At 62.1% G+C, this 13,976-nt stretch carries 19 protein-coding genes and 1 pseudogene; 7 read left to right on the top strand and 13 right to left on the bottom strand.

From position 1 onward, the window contains the following. Positions 1 to 303, top strand: a 303-nt coding sequence (locus Q0L57_RS26575) for a hypothetical protein (RefSeq protein WP_296746049.1), incomplete at its 5' end; no start/stop codon positions are given. Positions 304 to 423: 120 nt separating this feature from the next. Continuing rightward, entirely contained in the window at positions 424 to 705 is a 282-nt protein-coding gene (locus tag Q0L57_RS26570) for a hypothetical protein (RefSeq protein WP_296746048.1), read from the top strand. Here Q0L57_RS26570 and Q0L57_RS26565 read toward each other — a convergent pair. Then, positions 692 to 1,294: a hypothetical protein gene (locus tag Q0L57_RS26565; RefSeq protein ID WP_296746047.1), complete on the bottom strand. Its 603-nt coding sequence runs from the start codon at positions 1,292 to 1,294 to the stop codon at positions 692 to 694. The two genes, Q0L57_RS26570 and Q0L57_RS26565, sit on opposite strands and share 14 nt — an antisense overlap. A gap of 429 nt (positions 1,295 to 1,723) precedes the next feature. Here Q0L57_RS26565 and Q0L57_RS26560 point away from each other — a divergent pair, with 429 nt between their 5' ends. Next, positions 1,724 to 2,104, top strand: coding sequence for a hypothetical protein (locus tag Q0L57_RS26560; RefSeq protein ID WP_296746046.1), 381 nt, complete (start codon positions 1,724 to 1,726; stop codon positions 2,102 to 2,104). A 192-nt stretch (positions 2,105 to 2,296) separates the two neighbouring features. Here Q0L57_RS26560 and Q0L57_RS26555 read toward each other — a convergent pair. Then, positions 2,297 to 2,745, bottom strand: a pseudogene (locus Q0L57_RS26555) (cupin domain-containing protein). Between the two features lie 371 nt (positions 2,746 to 3,116). On the opposite strand from Q0L57_RS26555, the gene Q0L57_RS26550 reads away from it, so the two are divergent. Further along, complete coding sequence (locus tag Q0L57_RS26550) at positions 3,117 to 3,464, top strand: hypothetical protein (protein WP_296746045.1); 348 nt, start codon at positions 3,117 to 3,119, stop codon at positions 3,462 to 3,464. Between the two features lie 80 nt (positions 3,465 to 3,544). Here Q0L57_RS26550 and Q0L57_RS26545 read toward each other — a convergent pair whose 3' ends face one another. The 7 genes from Q0L57_RS26545 to Q0L57_RS26515 form a co-directional block, all read right to left on the bottom strand. Further along, positions 3,545 to 4,108, bottom strand: a complete 564-nt coding sequence (locus tag Q0L57_RS26545; protein ID WP_296746044.1) for a DUF4142 domain-containing protein — start codon at positions 4,106 to 4,108, stop codon at positions 3,545 to 3,547. Positions 4,109 to 4,186: 78 nt separating this feature from the next. Beyond that, positions 4,187 to 5,011, bottom strand: a complete 825-nt coding sequence (locus tag Q0L57_RS26540) for a carbohydrate ABC transporter permease (protein WP_296746043.1) — start codon at positions 5,009 to 5,011, stop codon at positions 4,187 to 4,189. A 1-nt stretch (position 5,012) separates the two neighbouring features. After that, positions 5,013 to 5,927, bottom strand: a complete 915-nt coding sequence (locus Q0L57_RS26535) for a carbohydrate ABC transporter permease (RefSeq protein ID WP_296746050.1) — start codon at positions 5,925 to 5,927, stop codon at positions 5,013 to 5,015. A 29-nt stretch (positions 5,928 to 5,956) separates the two neighbouring features. Beyond that, complete coding sequence (locus tag Q0L57_RS26530) at positions 5,957 to 7,225, bottom strand: ABC transporter substrate-binding protein (protein ID WP_296746042.1); 1,269 nt, start codon at positions 7,223 to 7,225, stop codon at positions 5,957 to 5,959. Positions 7,226 to 7,723: 498 nt separating this feature from the next. Next, the gene (locus Q0L57_RS26525) at positions 7,724 to 8,221 is read right to left on the bottom strand and encodes an N-acetyltransferase (RefSeq protein WP_296746041.1); all 498 of its coding nucleotides are present in this window, start codon (positions 8,219 to 8,221) and stop codon (positions 7,724 to 7,726) included. A 61-nt stretch (positions 8,222 to 8,282) separates the two neighbouring features. Continuing rightward, complete coding sequence (locus tag Q0L57_RS26520; RefSeq protein WP_296746040.1) at positions 8,283 to 9,230, bottom strand: lytic transglycosylase domain-containing protein; 948 nt, start codon at positions 9,228 to 9,230, stop codon at positions 8,283 to 8,285. 39 nt (positions 9,231 to 9,269) lie between these two features. Next, positions 9,270 to 9,470: a hypothetical protein gene (locus tag Q0L57_RS26515; RefSeq protein ID WP_296746051.1), complete on the bottom strand. Its 201-nt coding sequence runs from the start codon at positions 9,468 to 9,470 to the stop codon at positions 9,270 to 9,272. Here Q0L57_RS26515 and Q0L57_RS26510 point away from each other — a divergent pair. Continuing rightward, the gene (locus tag Q0L57_RS26510) at positions 9,409 to 9,978 is read left to right on the top strand and encodes a methylated-DNA--[protein]-cysteine S-methyltransferase (RefSeq protein ID WP_296746039.1); all 570 of its coding nucleotides are present in this window, start codon (positions 9,409 to 9,411) and stop codon (positions 9,976 to 9,978) included. The two genes, Q0L57_RS26515 and Q0L57_RS26510, sit on opposite strands and share 62 nt — an antisense overlap. An 11-nt stretch (positions 9,979 to 9,989) precedes the next feature. Here Q0L57_RS26510 and Q0L57_RS26505 read toward each other — a convergent pair whose 3' ends face one another. After that, on the bottom strand, positions 9,990 to 10,319 hold the full coding sequence (locus Q0L57_RS26505) for a hypothetical protein (protein WP_296746038.1): 330 nt from the start codon (positions 10,317 to 10,319) through the stop codon (positions 9,990 to 9,992). A 294-nt stretch (positions 10,320 to 10,613) separates the two neighbouring features. On the opposite strand from Q0L57_RS26505, the gene Q0L57_RS26500 reads away from it, so the two are divergent. Further along, positions 10,614 to 10,826, top strand: coding sequence for a cold-shock protein (locus Q0L57_RS26500; RefSeq protein WP_095812208.1), 213 nt, complete (start codon positions 10,614 to 10,616; stop codon positions 10,824 to 10,826). 231 nt (positions 10,827 to 11,057) lie between these two features. On the opposite strand, the gene Q0L57_RS26495 is transcribed toward Q0L57_RS26500, so the two are convergent. From Q0L57_RS26495 to Q0L57_RS26485, 3 genes are all read right to left on the bottom strand, one after another. Beyond that, the gene (locus Q0L57_RS26495; RefSeq protein ID WP_296746037.1) at positions 11,058 to 11,666 is read right to left on the bottom strand and encodes a glutathione S-transferase family protein; all 609 of its coding nucleotides are present in this window, start codon (positions 11,664 to 11,666) and stop codon (positions 11,058 to 11,060) included. 83 nt (positions 11,667 to 11,749) lie between these two features. Beyond that, a complete protein-coding gene (locus Q0L57_RS26490) occupies positions 11,750 to 12,610 on the bottom strand; it encodes an EAL domain-containing protein (RefSeq protein ID WP_296746036.1) in 861 nt (286 codons plus the stop codon). Then, the gene (locus Q0L57_RS26485) at positions 12,607 to 13,506 is read right to left on the bottom strand and encodes an EAL domain-containing protein (protein WP_296746035.1); all 900 of its coding nucleotides are present in this window, start codon (positions 13,504 to 13,506) and stop codon (positions 12,607 to 12,609) included. The genes Q0L57_RS26490 and Q0L57_RS26485 overlap by 4 nt, the downstream gene beginning before the upstream one ends. A 203-nt stretch (positions 13,507 to 13,709) precedes the next feature. Here Q0L57_RS26485 and Q0L57_RS26480 point away from each other — a divergent pair. Continuing rightward, the coding region (locus Q0L57_RS26480) for an aminotransferase class I/II-fold pyridoxal phosphate-dependent enzyme (RefSeq protein WP_296746034.1) at positions 13,710 to 13,976 on the top strand (267 nt) is incomplete at its 3' end.

Below are 13,976 nucleotides of genomic sequence, written 5' to 3'. Positions count from 1 at the left end.
GCCACCTCCGGCACCGCCCGCTTCCTCGCCGAGAACGGCGTCGACGCCCAGAAGATCAACAAGGTCCTCGAAGGCCGCCCCCACATCGAGGACGCCATCCGCAACCGCCAGGTCCAGATCGTCTTCAACACCACGGACGGCCAGAAGGCCGTGTCGGACTCGAAATCGCTGCGCAGGGCGACGCTGATGCAGAAGGTGCCGTATTACACGACGCTGTCGGGTGCTGCGGCCGTGGCCGAAGCGATTGCGGCGTTGAGAGCGGGGAACCTGGAGGTTCGGCCGCTGCAGGAGTATTTTGCTTGAAGCGCAACAGGTAGAGCTAAGGCTCACAGGCCGCTATTTGGGAATTATCCCCGATGTACGTGAGTTGCGCGTAGACTGAATTCGAGTCATCCTCCCGCTGCCAACTATGGGAGGGGAATAATGGCTAAGAAGCCGGGCAGAGTAGGCGAAGCAGATATCGGCCCAGATGTGATCGCGATCATAGACACGCAGCCGGGTCGCCAAATCACCACTACTAGATTGATCGCAGAGTTACGGAACCGCATTCCGCTAAACGCCGAGGACGAAGAACAACTCGACGGTCGAAACGATGATCGTTTTTCGCAGATCGTCCGGAACATCAAATCCCACAGGAATCAGCCCGGAAATCTTATCCACGACGGGCACTTGATTGCCATTCCTGGCGGATTCAGGCGGCCTTAGAGAATTTGGCCTTGTAACCGGGTTTGAACCACTTCAGTTCCGTTTGGGATAGTGCATCTTTATCCCAGACGAACCACGCATATGCTGTTGTTCCAGAGCCGCCCTGGACAGCTCCGGCGGGATAGAACGTAATGCGCTCGCTAAACACCCAAACGCGGGACGGTGGGCACTTTGCGAAGATCGTGTTGGCTCGATTGGCTCCCTCTAGGAAAGCAAGCCGTAGCAGCAAAGCAAACTTCTTGCGGGCAAGATTGACACCGGAACGCACAAACCCTTCCGCACTGTTATAGGGCGGATTTGTCACGATATTGTCTGCGGCAGTTTTAGCCGCATTGAAGTCTATCCCGATCTCGCCGAAGCCGCGATTGTAGAGGTCAGAGCTGTGGACGCGGTTGCCGTCACGCGCAAGCACGCGGGACATTGCCCCGTCTCCGCAGGCGCACTCCCAAATCTCCCCGTCAAAGGGTTCATTTTCCATCAGGGCATGTGTCGCCCAAGCGGGCGTCGGAAAATAATCAGGGCCGGCAAGATCGGCAAACCGCTTCATAGTCGGCTTGAAGCCGCCGTTAAGATTGTATGTCGCGTCCATAGTGATTCTACTCCGCTGGCGCGAAAATAGTAACAGAATCATATGGTTAAATAAAGGTTAAGAGACGCAACGAATCGACTTATGCGCGCCCGCTTGGCTTGCAAGTGCACTGCCTAATCACGACGGATCACTCCGATACAAAAGCCGTCCGACTTCCGCAAGACTCCATTAACCATGACTCGCCTATGGCCCATTTTGAAGGCGGCAAGGGCATACTGCGCGTAGCAAAAGCCATGCCAATCCTAGGACTCCAAAAATCTACAGGACTCGTTAACCATGACTCGGAGTCCGATTTCGCTTGCCAGCGCTTCTGACTTGCTATAGACTTCCTATATGGTTCCGCTAAACGAATTTCTCGCTCAACGATACAGAGCTCTCACTAGAGCTCTCGCGGAAACGCAACGCCAGCTTTCCACTATCGAGGAAGAGATGCGTCAAATTGAAATAGCGGCGCAGGCTGCAAATATAAGCCTATCGACTTTGGAGAGAGGCGTTATTTCCAGAGAGAAAATTGCTTCACTGCAATCTGAATTACCGAAGACGATGAAGGAGGCAGCGGTAGAGACACTCAAGGATGAGGGAGCGGGGATGACGACCAACAATATACTCAAAGTTGTCAATGAAAAGCTGGGAACTAGCTACCCGAGGTCCAGTCTAAGCCCGCAACTCTCACGCCTTAAGAGCGAGGGTATCGTCTATAGAGAGGGAGACCGCTGGATACTGTTACAGGGCCGCGATCTGGCTGCAAATGCGCCAAGCCCCAACGAGAATGGGGCATCCGAAGATGCCCCTAAACCCGACCGATCGTGAAAGATTGCAGCTCCGCGACCGGTTTTCTCGTTTACGGAGACCTCCATGGAACCGCCTTAGTGACAATTCCTGGTACGTATGACTGGATCATCCGTTGCCAGCAGCCGGGGAGCCCGGCAGTGGTGATGCGAACACTCAACTCGCATCACCACACTAATCTCAGACCCACGGAATGGTCAAACAAATCGTTACTCACCCCTGCCTCGGATACGCCCTCCCGTCCTTATGCAAAAACCGGCCATCCGAATTCGGGCTCATCATGTCGATGTCAGAGCAGGTGATGACATCGTCCGGATTGCGCGAGCCGACTTCCAGGTAGCGCGCGGTCACTGATGAGCGGTTGATCATGTGGTGGCCGTTGCCGCTGTTCTTGGCGAAGGTGGCGGCGTCCCCGGCCTTCAGCTGCGTCTCGCCGCCGTCCTCGACCAGCGTCAGTTCGCCCTCCAGCACATAGACGAGCTCGTCCTCATGGCTGTGCCAGTGGCGCTGGGCGGCAGGGTCATCAGGTTGACGCCGAAATCCTTCAGGCCGCCGGCATCGCCGAGGCGGCGGCGGGTGCGCTCGGCGCAGGGTTGGTCGAAGGGAGCCGGGTAGCCGGAGCCTCTGCGGGCCGGCACGGCTGAAAGGTCGATCTTGGGCATGATGTCTCAGTCTAGCTGACGGCGGACGCCTACACAGGGCCATCTTACGATGCCGAACCGGCCAGAGGCTTGGTTCGGTAAGGCCTGCCAAGGCGCTCTACGGCGCCCCCCTCTGTCCTGCCGGACATCTCCCCCACTTGGGGGGAGATCAGCAGTTTCGTCGACGGCGCCATTCCTGCGACGTCGGCGATTGGCGAAAGCCAAGATGACAGCCAATCTCCCCACTTGTGGGGGAGATGTCCGGCAGGACAGAGGGGGGCGCCGTAGAGCGCGACTTCAATCGTTCACGAACCAAGCCGTTCCGATACTACCAACAACCCCGGAACCCGCCCCCGCTTCCCGGCATTTTCTCGTTGAGCTAGAACGCTGCCATGAATGAAGAGATGGACTACGAAGAGATCGACCTGCGCTGCCCGCAGATCGTTGCCGACAACGCCGCCAAGGGGCTGCGGCTGCGCAAGGAATTTGGCCGCGGCGGCACCGAAATCGGCGTGGCGCGGGCGACGGAGCTGAAGAACCGCAGGAACCTCTCGCCCTCGACCATCCGCCGCATGGTGAGCTACTTCGCCCGCCACGAGGTCGACAAGCGCGGCAAGAACTACGGCAACGAGGAGAACCCGTCGGCCGGTTACATCGCCTGGCTGCTGTGGGGCGGCGACGAGGGCCGTGCCTGGGCGATCGACATGAAGAAGAAGGTCGGCAACGCGCCCGACATCTGAAGTAATTCCAGCAAGCGCGTGAAGCCGTCTTCCGTCCGGAATTACACCAAACAGAGCCGGTCGGCGGATACGTCCGAACCCTACCCCTGATGAGCAACGGCCAGCTCCTTCACATGCTTCTCATGCATCTTGAGCGTGGGTAGCGTTTTCTTGGCGAATTCCTTTATCGCCGGGTCGTCCCCCGAATTGGCATAGGTGCTGAACAGCGCGACCGCGTCCTTGTGCGCGTCGGTCTGCATCTCGATGTACCTCCGGTCGAAATCCTTGCCGCTCAGGCCCTTCAACTCGTCGAGCAGCTGTTGTTCCTTGGGCTGCAAGCCGGGTCCGGCCGGCTTGATCGAGCCCGTCGTCTGGCCTTGGCTGAGCGCCGTCTTGAAATCCTCGCTGACCTTGGCGTGGTCGGCAATCATCTCCCCGGCGAAAGCCTTGACGTCGGCCGATGGCGACTTCTCCTGCGCCAGCTTGCTCGACTGGATCTCGAATTCGTTGGCATTGGGCGCGGCGGTGAGGAAGGTCTGCGTGTCGACCTTGTTGGCCGCCACCACGGGTTTGACCGCGTCCGAACTGCTGTTGCTGGACTGGGCAAGGGCGGCGGGGGCGCCGGCAAGCAGCAAGGCGGCGGCCAGGGGCAGAAGCGTTCTCATCTGAAGTCTCCGGTCCGGAACAGCCCCTCTGCCATACCCAACGCGGCATAGGCCGGCCGGTTGCGTCGAAGCTCTCAGTTAGCCCTTCACCCCACCGGCGGTGAGGCCGGAGACGATCTTGCGCTGGAAGATAAGCACCAACACCACCAGCGGCACGGTGACGATGACCGATGCCGCCATGATGTTGCCCCAGGGAATCTCGAACTGCGAATTGCCGGAAAGCAGCGCGATCGCCACCGGCACGGTGCGCTGCGCATTGTTGGACGTGAAGGTGAGCGCGAACAGGAACTCGTTCCACGCGCCGATGAAGGCAAGCAGCCCCGTGGTCACCAGGGCCGGCCACATCAGCGGCAGGAAGACACGGGTCACGATGATCCACGGCGTCGCGCCGTCGAGGATCGCCGCTTCCTCGATCTCGACCGGCAGGTCGCGGACGAATGTCGTCAGCACCCAGACGGTGAAGGGCAGGCTGAAGATCATGTAGGAGAAGATCAGCGCCACCAGCGAATTATAGAGCCTCAGGGCGCGAATGATCTCGAACAGGCCGGCCAGCACCGCCACTTGAGGAAACATCGACACCGCCAGGATCGCCAGCATCAGGGCCGAGCGGCCACGGAAGCGCACCCGCGCCAGCGCATAGGCCGATGTGACGCCGAGAAAGAGCGAAAGCAGCACGACCGCCCCCGAGACGAGCAGCGAATTGATGAGGTTGCGCACGAACGGGCCTTCGGTCAGCACGTTCCTGTAGTTGGCGAGACTGAAGGTCCTCGGCCAGAGGCTCGCCTCGAACAGCTCCGTCCCCGATTTGAGGCTGGTGACGATCGCGTAGTAGAACGGAAAGACAGCGACGAAGACGATGACCACAACCAGCAGGTAGAAGGCCGCGCGCTTCACGATCCACATGTCAGCGGCCTCCATCCAGGCTGACCCGGCCGATGAGGATGTAGGCGATGGTCAGCAGCGCGACGATGAGGAAGAGAAGGGTCGAGGCGGCCGATCCGTAGGCGAACTTGTCGAACTCGAACAGGTTCTCGCGGACGAACACCGACATCGACTTGGTGTGCAAATTGTTGGGTGTCAGCACATAGATCAGGTCGAAGATGCGCAGCGCATCGAGCGCGCGGAAGATCACCGCCACCATCACCGCCGGGCGGATCAGCGGCAGGGTCACCCACCAGAACACCTGCCATGCACTCGCGCCGTCCAGTTTCGCGACCTCGATGATATCGCGCGGCAGCATCTGCAGTGCCGCGAGGATGAGAAGCGCCATGAACGGCGTCGTCTTCCAGATGTCGACGATAAGCACGGCGACCATCGCCGTGTCGGCACTGGCGGTCCAGGCGATCTTGGCATGGATCAGGCCGAGGTTGAGGAGGACGACATTGATTATGCCGAACTGGTCGTTGAGCATCCATTGCCACATCTTGGCCGAGACGATGGTCGGGATCGCCCAAGGGATGAGGATCGCCGCCCTGACAATGCCGCGCCCGGGAAAGTTGGCGTTGAGCACAAGGGCAACGACCATGCCGAGGATCGTCTCGCAGGTCACCGAGATGACCGCGAAAAGCGCCGTGTTCCACACGGCGCGCCACCAGACCGGGTCGACCAGCAGGCCGTCATAAAGAACACGCCCGCTCGGCATACGCAGCACCGAGAAATAATTGTCGAAGCCCACCCACTGGCGGGCGTCGAGATCGGCCAGCGAAGCATCGGTGAAACTGAAATAGACGCTTCGCATGAGCGGCCAGCCAGCAACCGCGGCAAGCACCAGAAGCATCGGCGCAAGAAACAGCCAGGCCCAGCGCACGCGCTGGCGCATCAGGCGCGAGCGCCTGGCGGCCACTGCGCTCACCACCCTTTGCCCTTCAGCTTGGTCAGCCTCGCCTCGAGGTCGGCAAGGTTGTCGGATGCCGAGCCGTCGCCGGAAATGGTGTTGTGGACGGCGGTCCAGAACTGGCTCGATGCCTCGTTGTATTTGATCTTGACGGTCGCCGACGGGCGCGCCACCGCGTTGAGGAAAATCTGCTTCCAGCGCGGGACGATCGGCTGTTGCCTGGCGATGTCGGGGTCGTCGTAGAGCGCCTGGATGGTCGGCAGGTTGGACGTTCGCAGCGTCCGGTATTTTTGCATCTGCGGCGATGCGATGAACTTGACCAGGTCGATCGCCACATCCGGATGCCTGGAGTATTTGGAAACCGCGAGGTTCCAGCCGCCCAGCGTCGCGACCGGCCGGGCGCCCTCGCCCGTGCCTGCCGGCAAAGGCGCCACGTCGAACTTGCCCTTGATCGGCGAATTTTCGCTGTTGCCCAGCGCGTAGGCATAAGGCCAGTTGCGCATGAACACCGCATTGCCGGTCTGCCAGACGCCGCGCGACTCCTCTTCCTGGTACGCGAGCACGCCAGCCGGCGAGATGGTGCCTATCCACCCCTTGACCATCTCGAGCGCGGCCGCTGCCTTTGGATTGTTGATGGAGATGGCGCCGTCCGTTTCGATGATCTGGCCGCCGCCGTTCGACATCACCCATTCGAGCGCGTTGCAGGTCAGCCCCTCATAGGCGTTGCCCTGGAAAACGAAGCCCCACATGTCCTTGTTGCCGGCGGCCCGTTCCCTGTCCATCACCAGCTTGGCGGTGTCGGCCAGTTCCTGCCAGGTGGTCGGCACCTTGGCGCCGTATTTGTCGAGAAGGTCCTTGCGGTAATAGAGCGCCGGCGCATCGGTGAAGATCGGCAGCGCCACGAGCCTGCCATTGACGGTCTGCGACTGGATGATCGACGGGAAATGCGCACTGACCACATCCTTGGTCGCCGCGGTCAGGTCGACGAGCTGGCTGGCCAGTTGCGGCGCCCAGATGACATCGGTTTGATAGACGTCGATGTCGCTGTTGCCGGCCGCGAGCCACAATCTGAATTGGCCGAACTGATCCGTCGTCGACGGCGGCAGCACGACGATATCGACCTTGTTGCCGCTCTGCTTCTCGTAGCGGTCGAGTATCTCGCGCAGCACCTTGATGCCATTGCCGGTGTCGCCCGAAACAATGGACAATTCGACCGCGCGCGCCGGAGCCGCCGCCAGCATTGCCGCAATGGCAATTGCCACAAATGCGTGGAGAAGCCGCATGGATCTCACTTCGAAAACCGCCGACGCGTGGCATGGCGCGTCGTCAGATCAACAAGACCCCTCGCCATGCATTGAATGCAAAGCGACGCTTCGAGGTTCCCAACGTGGCTGTACGCGATAAGGAGCAGCCGGACCCGATCCCGCCAAGCGCGGTATCGCAGCCTGCCCCGTTGTCCAAAGCGGGCGGGCTCCGAAACCCGCCGCCCCGGAGCCCGCCTTGGAGTGGCTGACGCATGCCGGCACAGCCTCCTCCGACGCCTTGCCAGCGTCGATCCGCCGATCGGCCGCCCGGCACGACCACGCATTAGCATGACCTAACGTCACCCTATGTGAAACCGTTCACAATGGGACCGGTCACATTGAGTTGACCGCGCTACCAGTGGATGCGGGAAAGACCAGAGCAATTCCAGGAAGAGTGTGAAGCGGTTTTTCCGTCCGGAATTTCGTAAAAACAAAGACATAGAGCGGATCGCCGTTTCCATGAAACGGTGAAACGCTCTAGCCTTCCCAGGCGATTGGAACCATACCGAGCCGCTCGTAGAGCCGGAAGGCGGCGGCGTTGTTCACGCTGCTGGTCTTGAGATCGACATGGCCGGCGCCCCTGTCTCGGAAAGCCAGGAAGACCTGGCGCATCAGCGCCTCGCCGATGCCATGCCGCCTGGAGCCCGGATGGACCGCGAGATCCTTGACGAAGGCGGATGTCCAGCAAAGCGCTGCGCCAGCCAGCAGGCCTTTGCCGTCGATGGCCAGGAAACAAAGGTCAGGATCGAATTCGGCATCGCCGTGGATGCGCGGCCACCAGTCGTCGAATGCGCCTTCTGTGCCGCGCTCGAACGCCTCCCCCAGGAGCGCGTGCAGGGCTTGCGCGTCACGGTGCTCGAACACGCGCATGACGAAGCCTTCCGGCCAGTGCGGTGCGATCAGCGCGTCGTCGAGAAGCTTGCGCAGGCGAATGTCGTTCGGCTCCGGCGGGCTGCGGCCTTCGTCTTCATGCATGGTGGTGCATGTCCTGCGCTAACCCACGTCCCGATATCATCCGAGCGCTTTTGGCCGGTGCTCAGGCGCCCGGCTGCAGGCGGCGGCGGTCGACGCCGAGGCCGGTCGCCTCGAGCAGGCCCTTGCGCTTGGCGTCGTAATAATAGCCGGTCTGGTAGAGTGTGTCGGCGCGCTTGGCGTTGCCGCCGGACACCAGCCAGGCGCCGCGCAGATATTTGACGGCGTATTTGAGGTTGGTCTCGGCGTCGAACAGGCCGGTCGCCGGGCCGTCATAGCCCATGCCGCGCGCCGTCGCGTGCTTGATCTGCATCAGCCCCCAATGGCCGTGATTGTAGGCCTTCGGGTTGAAGGTGCTCTCGCGGTTGACGACATGGCGCACCAGGTCGACCGGAACTTCATAGATCACCGAATATTTCTCGATCAGGCGCTCGATCTCGGCGCGCGCGCCGGTGGCGTGCGGCTCGGGCTGGCCGGGCTGGACCAGCAGCGCCGGATTCTGCGGCATCACATAGGCCACCTGCTGAACGCCTGGCATCGGCGCGATCTTCGCCGTCTGGCCTGTGACAGGCATGGCGACGCCCGCCGTGGCGTAGACAGCCGCCGGCTTGAGCGAACCCGAGCCGATCGGCGAAGCGCCGGCCATCAACAACGGCGGCGGCGGGAACTTTCCGGCGGCGGGTGTCGCGCCAGCGAACGCAGCGACCGGCTGCACCGGCGGCGGCAACTGCCCGCCGGGCTGGACCGGCGCCGGCAGCTGGGTAGCCGCCATTGCCACGGTCGCGGCATCGCTAGGCGACGTCGCTGTCTGCACGGGTACCAGCCCTGACGATTCAGGCAGAACCGCAACGGTTTCGGGCAGCACAACGGTCGGTGTGTTGTCCTCGACGGCAGGCGTCGAAGCCGCCGCAAGCGCCGGCGCGGCCTTCATCTGCGAGGTCGAGGTGCAACCGCTGAGACCGGCGGCGGCAACGATCACGCCGATCGCGATGAGGGTGACTTTGACTGGCAAGCCGTGCGGGTCCGGTTTGTCGGGGTTGTTAAAAAGTCCTTACACCAGCGATTCAGCGTGGGCAATCAGGGCCGCCAGGTGGTTTTCGGGTGGCGAGAGTGCGGGCAAACTGCGATATTGTTCCCTATATGTACCGAACACATAGCCGTTTTTCGCGGTTTTGCGGGAAGGAGCCATCATGCAAAATGCACCTTCGATCACGGCCGGCCACGCAGTGTTAGAAACAGTGATCGGGTTCATGGGCATCGCCTGGAGCGAAAAGGGCCTGATCCGGCTCTGCCTGCCCGAGCGCAGCCGCGAGGCGGTGGAGCGGCGGTTGCTGAGTCATCCGGGCGTATCGACCTCGACGGAGCAACCGTCTTGGGTCGTCGAGGTGATCGCCTCGATCAAGGCCTATGCGGCCGGCGAGGATGTCGATTTCTCCGGCGTGCCGGTCGATCTTGCCGGCGTCGACGACTTCCGCCTCGCCATCTATGACGCCGCGCGCCGGCTGGGTTTTGGCGAGACCACGACCTATGGCGAACTGGCGAAGCGCGCCGGCCATTCCGGGCTTGCCCGCGAAACGGGCGCGGCGCTCGGCGCCAACCCGGTGCCGCTGGTCATCCCGTGCCACCGCATCCTGGCCGCCGGCGGCAAGATCGGAGGCTTCTCCGCGCCGGGAGGGTCCGCCACCAAGGAAAAGATGCTGGCCATGGAAGGCGTGCGCGTCGGCCCGCCGCCAGCCGCGCAGGCTTCGTTCGGGTTCTGACTTGCACGCGCCTAGTGGCGCGGGAAGAGGCGGCGGTGGAAACGCCTGTCGAACTCTGGGCGCTTGCAGACATAGACGGCGCAGGATTTGGTGTCGGCGCTCGGCACATAGGCCCTGGTCCTCACCTCGCCCATGTTGCAGAAGCGCTCGTCCTGCACGTAGCGGTCATAAAGCGGCAGCCCCGGGACGCGGCTCGACTGATAACGCAGGATCACGGCGCCCTGCCTGGCGATCGTCGCCTGCACCTTGTTGCAGCTCATGCGCGTCGGATCGTAGCGCGAGACGGCTTGCGCCTCGGCGGCGACCAGCAGCAGGCAGGCGGCGAGCAGAATGGTTTTCATGATCCTCTCCCAGACTGTAACGGCAAGCTGGCCCCCGGCCTTCCCTCCTGCCCCGCCGATCGCCAGCCGACAAAGGCTTTCGCGCGATTGGAACACCCGTTGGATGACACGCGCAAGCCGGCGTTTCGACGCCGTCTTGTTTTCAAAGCAAAAGCAGCCTATATACGGCGCATTGAATTTGGCCGATCGATCGGGCCTCGCGATCTTCGCGTTTGCTGACGTCTCCAAAATTTCGATACCACCGGCTGGATTTCGGTCCAGTCATACAATGGCAAATGTGAAGGACATTTCTGAATGGCTACTGGTACGGTCAAGTGGTTCAACGCCACCAAGGGCTTCGGCTTCATTCAGCCCGATTCGGGCGGCGCGGACGTTTTCGTCCACATCTCCGCTGTCGAGCGCGCTGGCATGAGCACCCTTGTTGAAGGCCAGAAGATCAACTTCGAGATCGAGCAGGACCGCCGCACCGGCAAGTCCGCTGCTGGGTCTCTGAGCAAGGCAGCCTGATTTCGCTTATGGCGCGCACTGGGCGACAGCCTGGGGCGCGCGGCAAGTCACGGATGTACTGACGGTCGCGCGAGAAGCGCGCCGGAGCGGAAAAACCGACAAGCTGGAACAGCAGATAGCTGCCAGTCCGGTCCAGATGCTCCCGGTCAGGCTACCGGCACGGGAAGGCGGGCATTGCCCGCCTTTTTTGTTGCCTGGATTTTGGGCGCCGGAGATCGGCGAAAGAATGGCTCAGGGCAGCCAGTCGAGCGGTACATGCCCCTTGTCCGCCTCGACACGCTTCAGCCACTCCACCACCGCCGGATACGCGTCGAGCTGGAAGCCGCCCTTCTCGGCGGTGTGCGTATAGGCATAGAGCGCGACGTCGGCGACGCTGTATGATTTGCCGGCAAAGAAGGCGTTCTGCTCCAGATGCCGGTTCATCACGCCAAGCGCCTTGTTGCCGCGTTCAAGCGTCTGCGCCAGCCGCTCGGGCGTGGCGTCCTTCGCCCTTTCCGGGAAGGTGAGAAGCGCCTTGCGCACCGCGATATAGGGCTCGTGGCTATACTGCTCGAAGAACAGCCACTGATAGGCCAGCGCCCTCTCGTATTTGTCGGTCGGCAGGAAGCGCGTGTCTTCGGCAAGACAGAGCAGGATGGCGTTGGATTCGGCGATGCGCCTGCCGTCTTCGAGTTCGAGCAGCGGCACCATGGCGTTCGGGTTCTTGGCGACGTAGTCGGCCTTTCGCGTCTCGCCTGTGTGCGAGCTCACCTCGACGCGGGCGAAGGGAATCCCGAGCTTGGCCATCAGCAGGCGCGGCTTGTAGCAATTGCCGCTGTCGATCATGTCGTAAAGTATCATCGGCCCAATCTCACGCCACGGATCGGGATTGCTCTACGCGCCGGTTCGAATCTCATCCAATGATTTGTTTTTGGGTGCACCCATCAACGGCGCTGATGCAAGGGCACGACCTTGTTGTCCAGGCCAAGCAGCGCATCAATCGACAATGGCTCCTCATTGAAGATCATGCCGGCGAGCGCAGGGCGCGCAAGAAGAAACCCCTGCAGGAGGTCCACGCCGGCGTCCAGCGCGACGCGGAGATGCGTGGCCTGCTCGATACCCTCGACAAGAACCTTGGCGCCGCGGTCGTGCAACATCGAGACCAGCGGCCGGAAGAAGCGCTCCGCGGCCGCGTGGCGGCAAAACTCGGCGAACCATGTGCCGTCGATCTTGACGATATCGGGTTGCAGTAGGTCCATCCGCTCCTCTGTCGAATGGCCGGTGCCGAAATCGTCGATGGCTATGCGGATGCCGTCGCGCCTCATCTCGCGCACGAGGCGGGCAAGAACCTGGTTGTCGGCGGCCTGCTCGGTGATCTCGCAGACCAGCATGGCCGGCTCCAGGCCGAAATCGCCGAGATGCCTCGTCATCAGCCGGATTTCGGCCAGAGCCCGCCCGAGGTGATCGTTGATCAGCGGATCGTAGTTGAAGAACAGCGTCAGCCCCTCGACACCTATGTTGCGGTAGTTGCCGAGATGCAGCCTCCGACACATCGCCTCGACGAACAGACGATCCGATGCCGGTACGCCCCGGAAGAAGACCCCCGGCGCCACCGGCTGCGCGAACCGCCTCGGCTCGATCAGCCCTTCGACCGCTACTGCCTCGAGCGTCCTGCCGCGCGGCGCGAAGATCGGCTGGTAGGCGCTCCACAGCCGGAACTCGCCATAGACGCCGAACTGAAGACCGATCTCGTCGGTAAAGATAGCTTCGGCGACGTTGCGCCGCCTCTCCAGCCGCCCCGTCATGGCGATACCTTTCGTCCGAACACTCGCGGCGGTCGCGCCGACGGTCCCGCGGCCGGAGTGGCGGCCACCGGAGCCTTGCGCTCATCCGCGACCGGCGGCTGCGCTGTCTTTGCGAAAACGCGAAAGCTGGTCGGGGCAAGTTCCGGCCGCGCCAACACATAACCCTGCACCATCGAGGCCCCGGACTTCTCCGCCAGTTCGAGTTGCCAGCCCTCCTCGATGCCTTCGAAGACGGTGCGGATGCCTTGTTGTTCGAAGCCCCTGACCATGGCGGTCAGCAGCGCGAAACCGGGGCCGGACTCCATCAGTTGGGTGATCCAGTGCGCATCGAACTTGACGATGTCCGGGCGCAATTCCTTGATGCGGTTGATATCGGAATCATCGGCTCCATAGTCGTCGACCGCGATGCGGAAGCCGTTGGCTCGCAGCGCTTCGACGAAACTGTAGAGCGTCTCCTGCGAGGCCGATCTCTGCTCCGTCACCTCGCAGACGATGCGGCGCGGATCGATGCCGGCCTCGTGCAGCACCAGCCGCATGTCGCGCAACGCCTTGTCGGCAATGGTGCGGTTGGTGAACACCGACGGGTCGAAATTGACGAAGATCGACGCTTCTTGCGGCAGGCAGGCGCCGGCGTTCAACAGATGCAGCGTGCGTGTCAGCGCCTCGATATGCAGCCTGTCGGCGGCGGGGCACGTACCGAAGAAGGTTCCAGGCGATTGCGGCTCGCCGTCGCGAAACGGCCGGATCAGCCCTTCGAAGGCAGCGACCAAAAGCTTTCCCTCATTGAAGGCAAAGATCGGCTGGAAGGCGCTCTGCAGCGTATAGATTCCCCAGACACCGCTTGAGGTGCCGTCATCATGACGGATGATGTGGGCAAGCCCGATGCTGCGCGACAAGGTCCTCGCTCCGCGAAAGCTGGCGGAATTCAATCTGCGATCCTGCCAGCCAAGGGTTTACCGGCCGTTGATGAATTTAGAATTGCCGCTCACGCCGGCTTGACCTCTGGCTCATCCGACAATGCTTGCGCTTCAGCCGGTGATGCGACATGAGAAGCGCCGCGGCCGCTCCTGGCCGCGCCCTTTCTTGGAGACGTCCTGTCATGGCCTTTCTTGCCGACGCCCTTTCCCGCGTAAAGCCTTCCGCGACCATCGCGGTGACGCAGAAAGCGCGCGAGCTGAAAAACGCCGGCCGTGACGTGATCGGGCTCGGCGCCGGCGAGCCGGACTTCGATACGCCCGACAACATCAAGAACGCGGCGATCGAGGCGATCCGCCGTGGCGAAACCAAGTACCCGCCCGTTTCCGGCATCGTGCCGCTGCGCGAGGCGATCGCGAAGAAGTTCAAGCGCGAGAACAATCTCGACTAC

The organism is Mesorhizobium sp., from assembly GCF_024509055.1.
In the GTDB taxonomy this organism is placed as follows: Bacteria; Pseudomonadota; Alphaproteobacteria; order Rhizobiales; family Rhizobiaceae; genus Mesorhizobium.
Note: the sequence above shows the minus strand (reverse complement) of the source record. Positions and strands in the feature narration are given on the sequence as shown.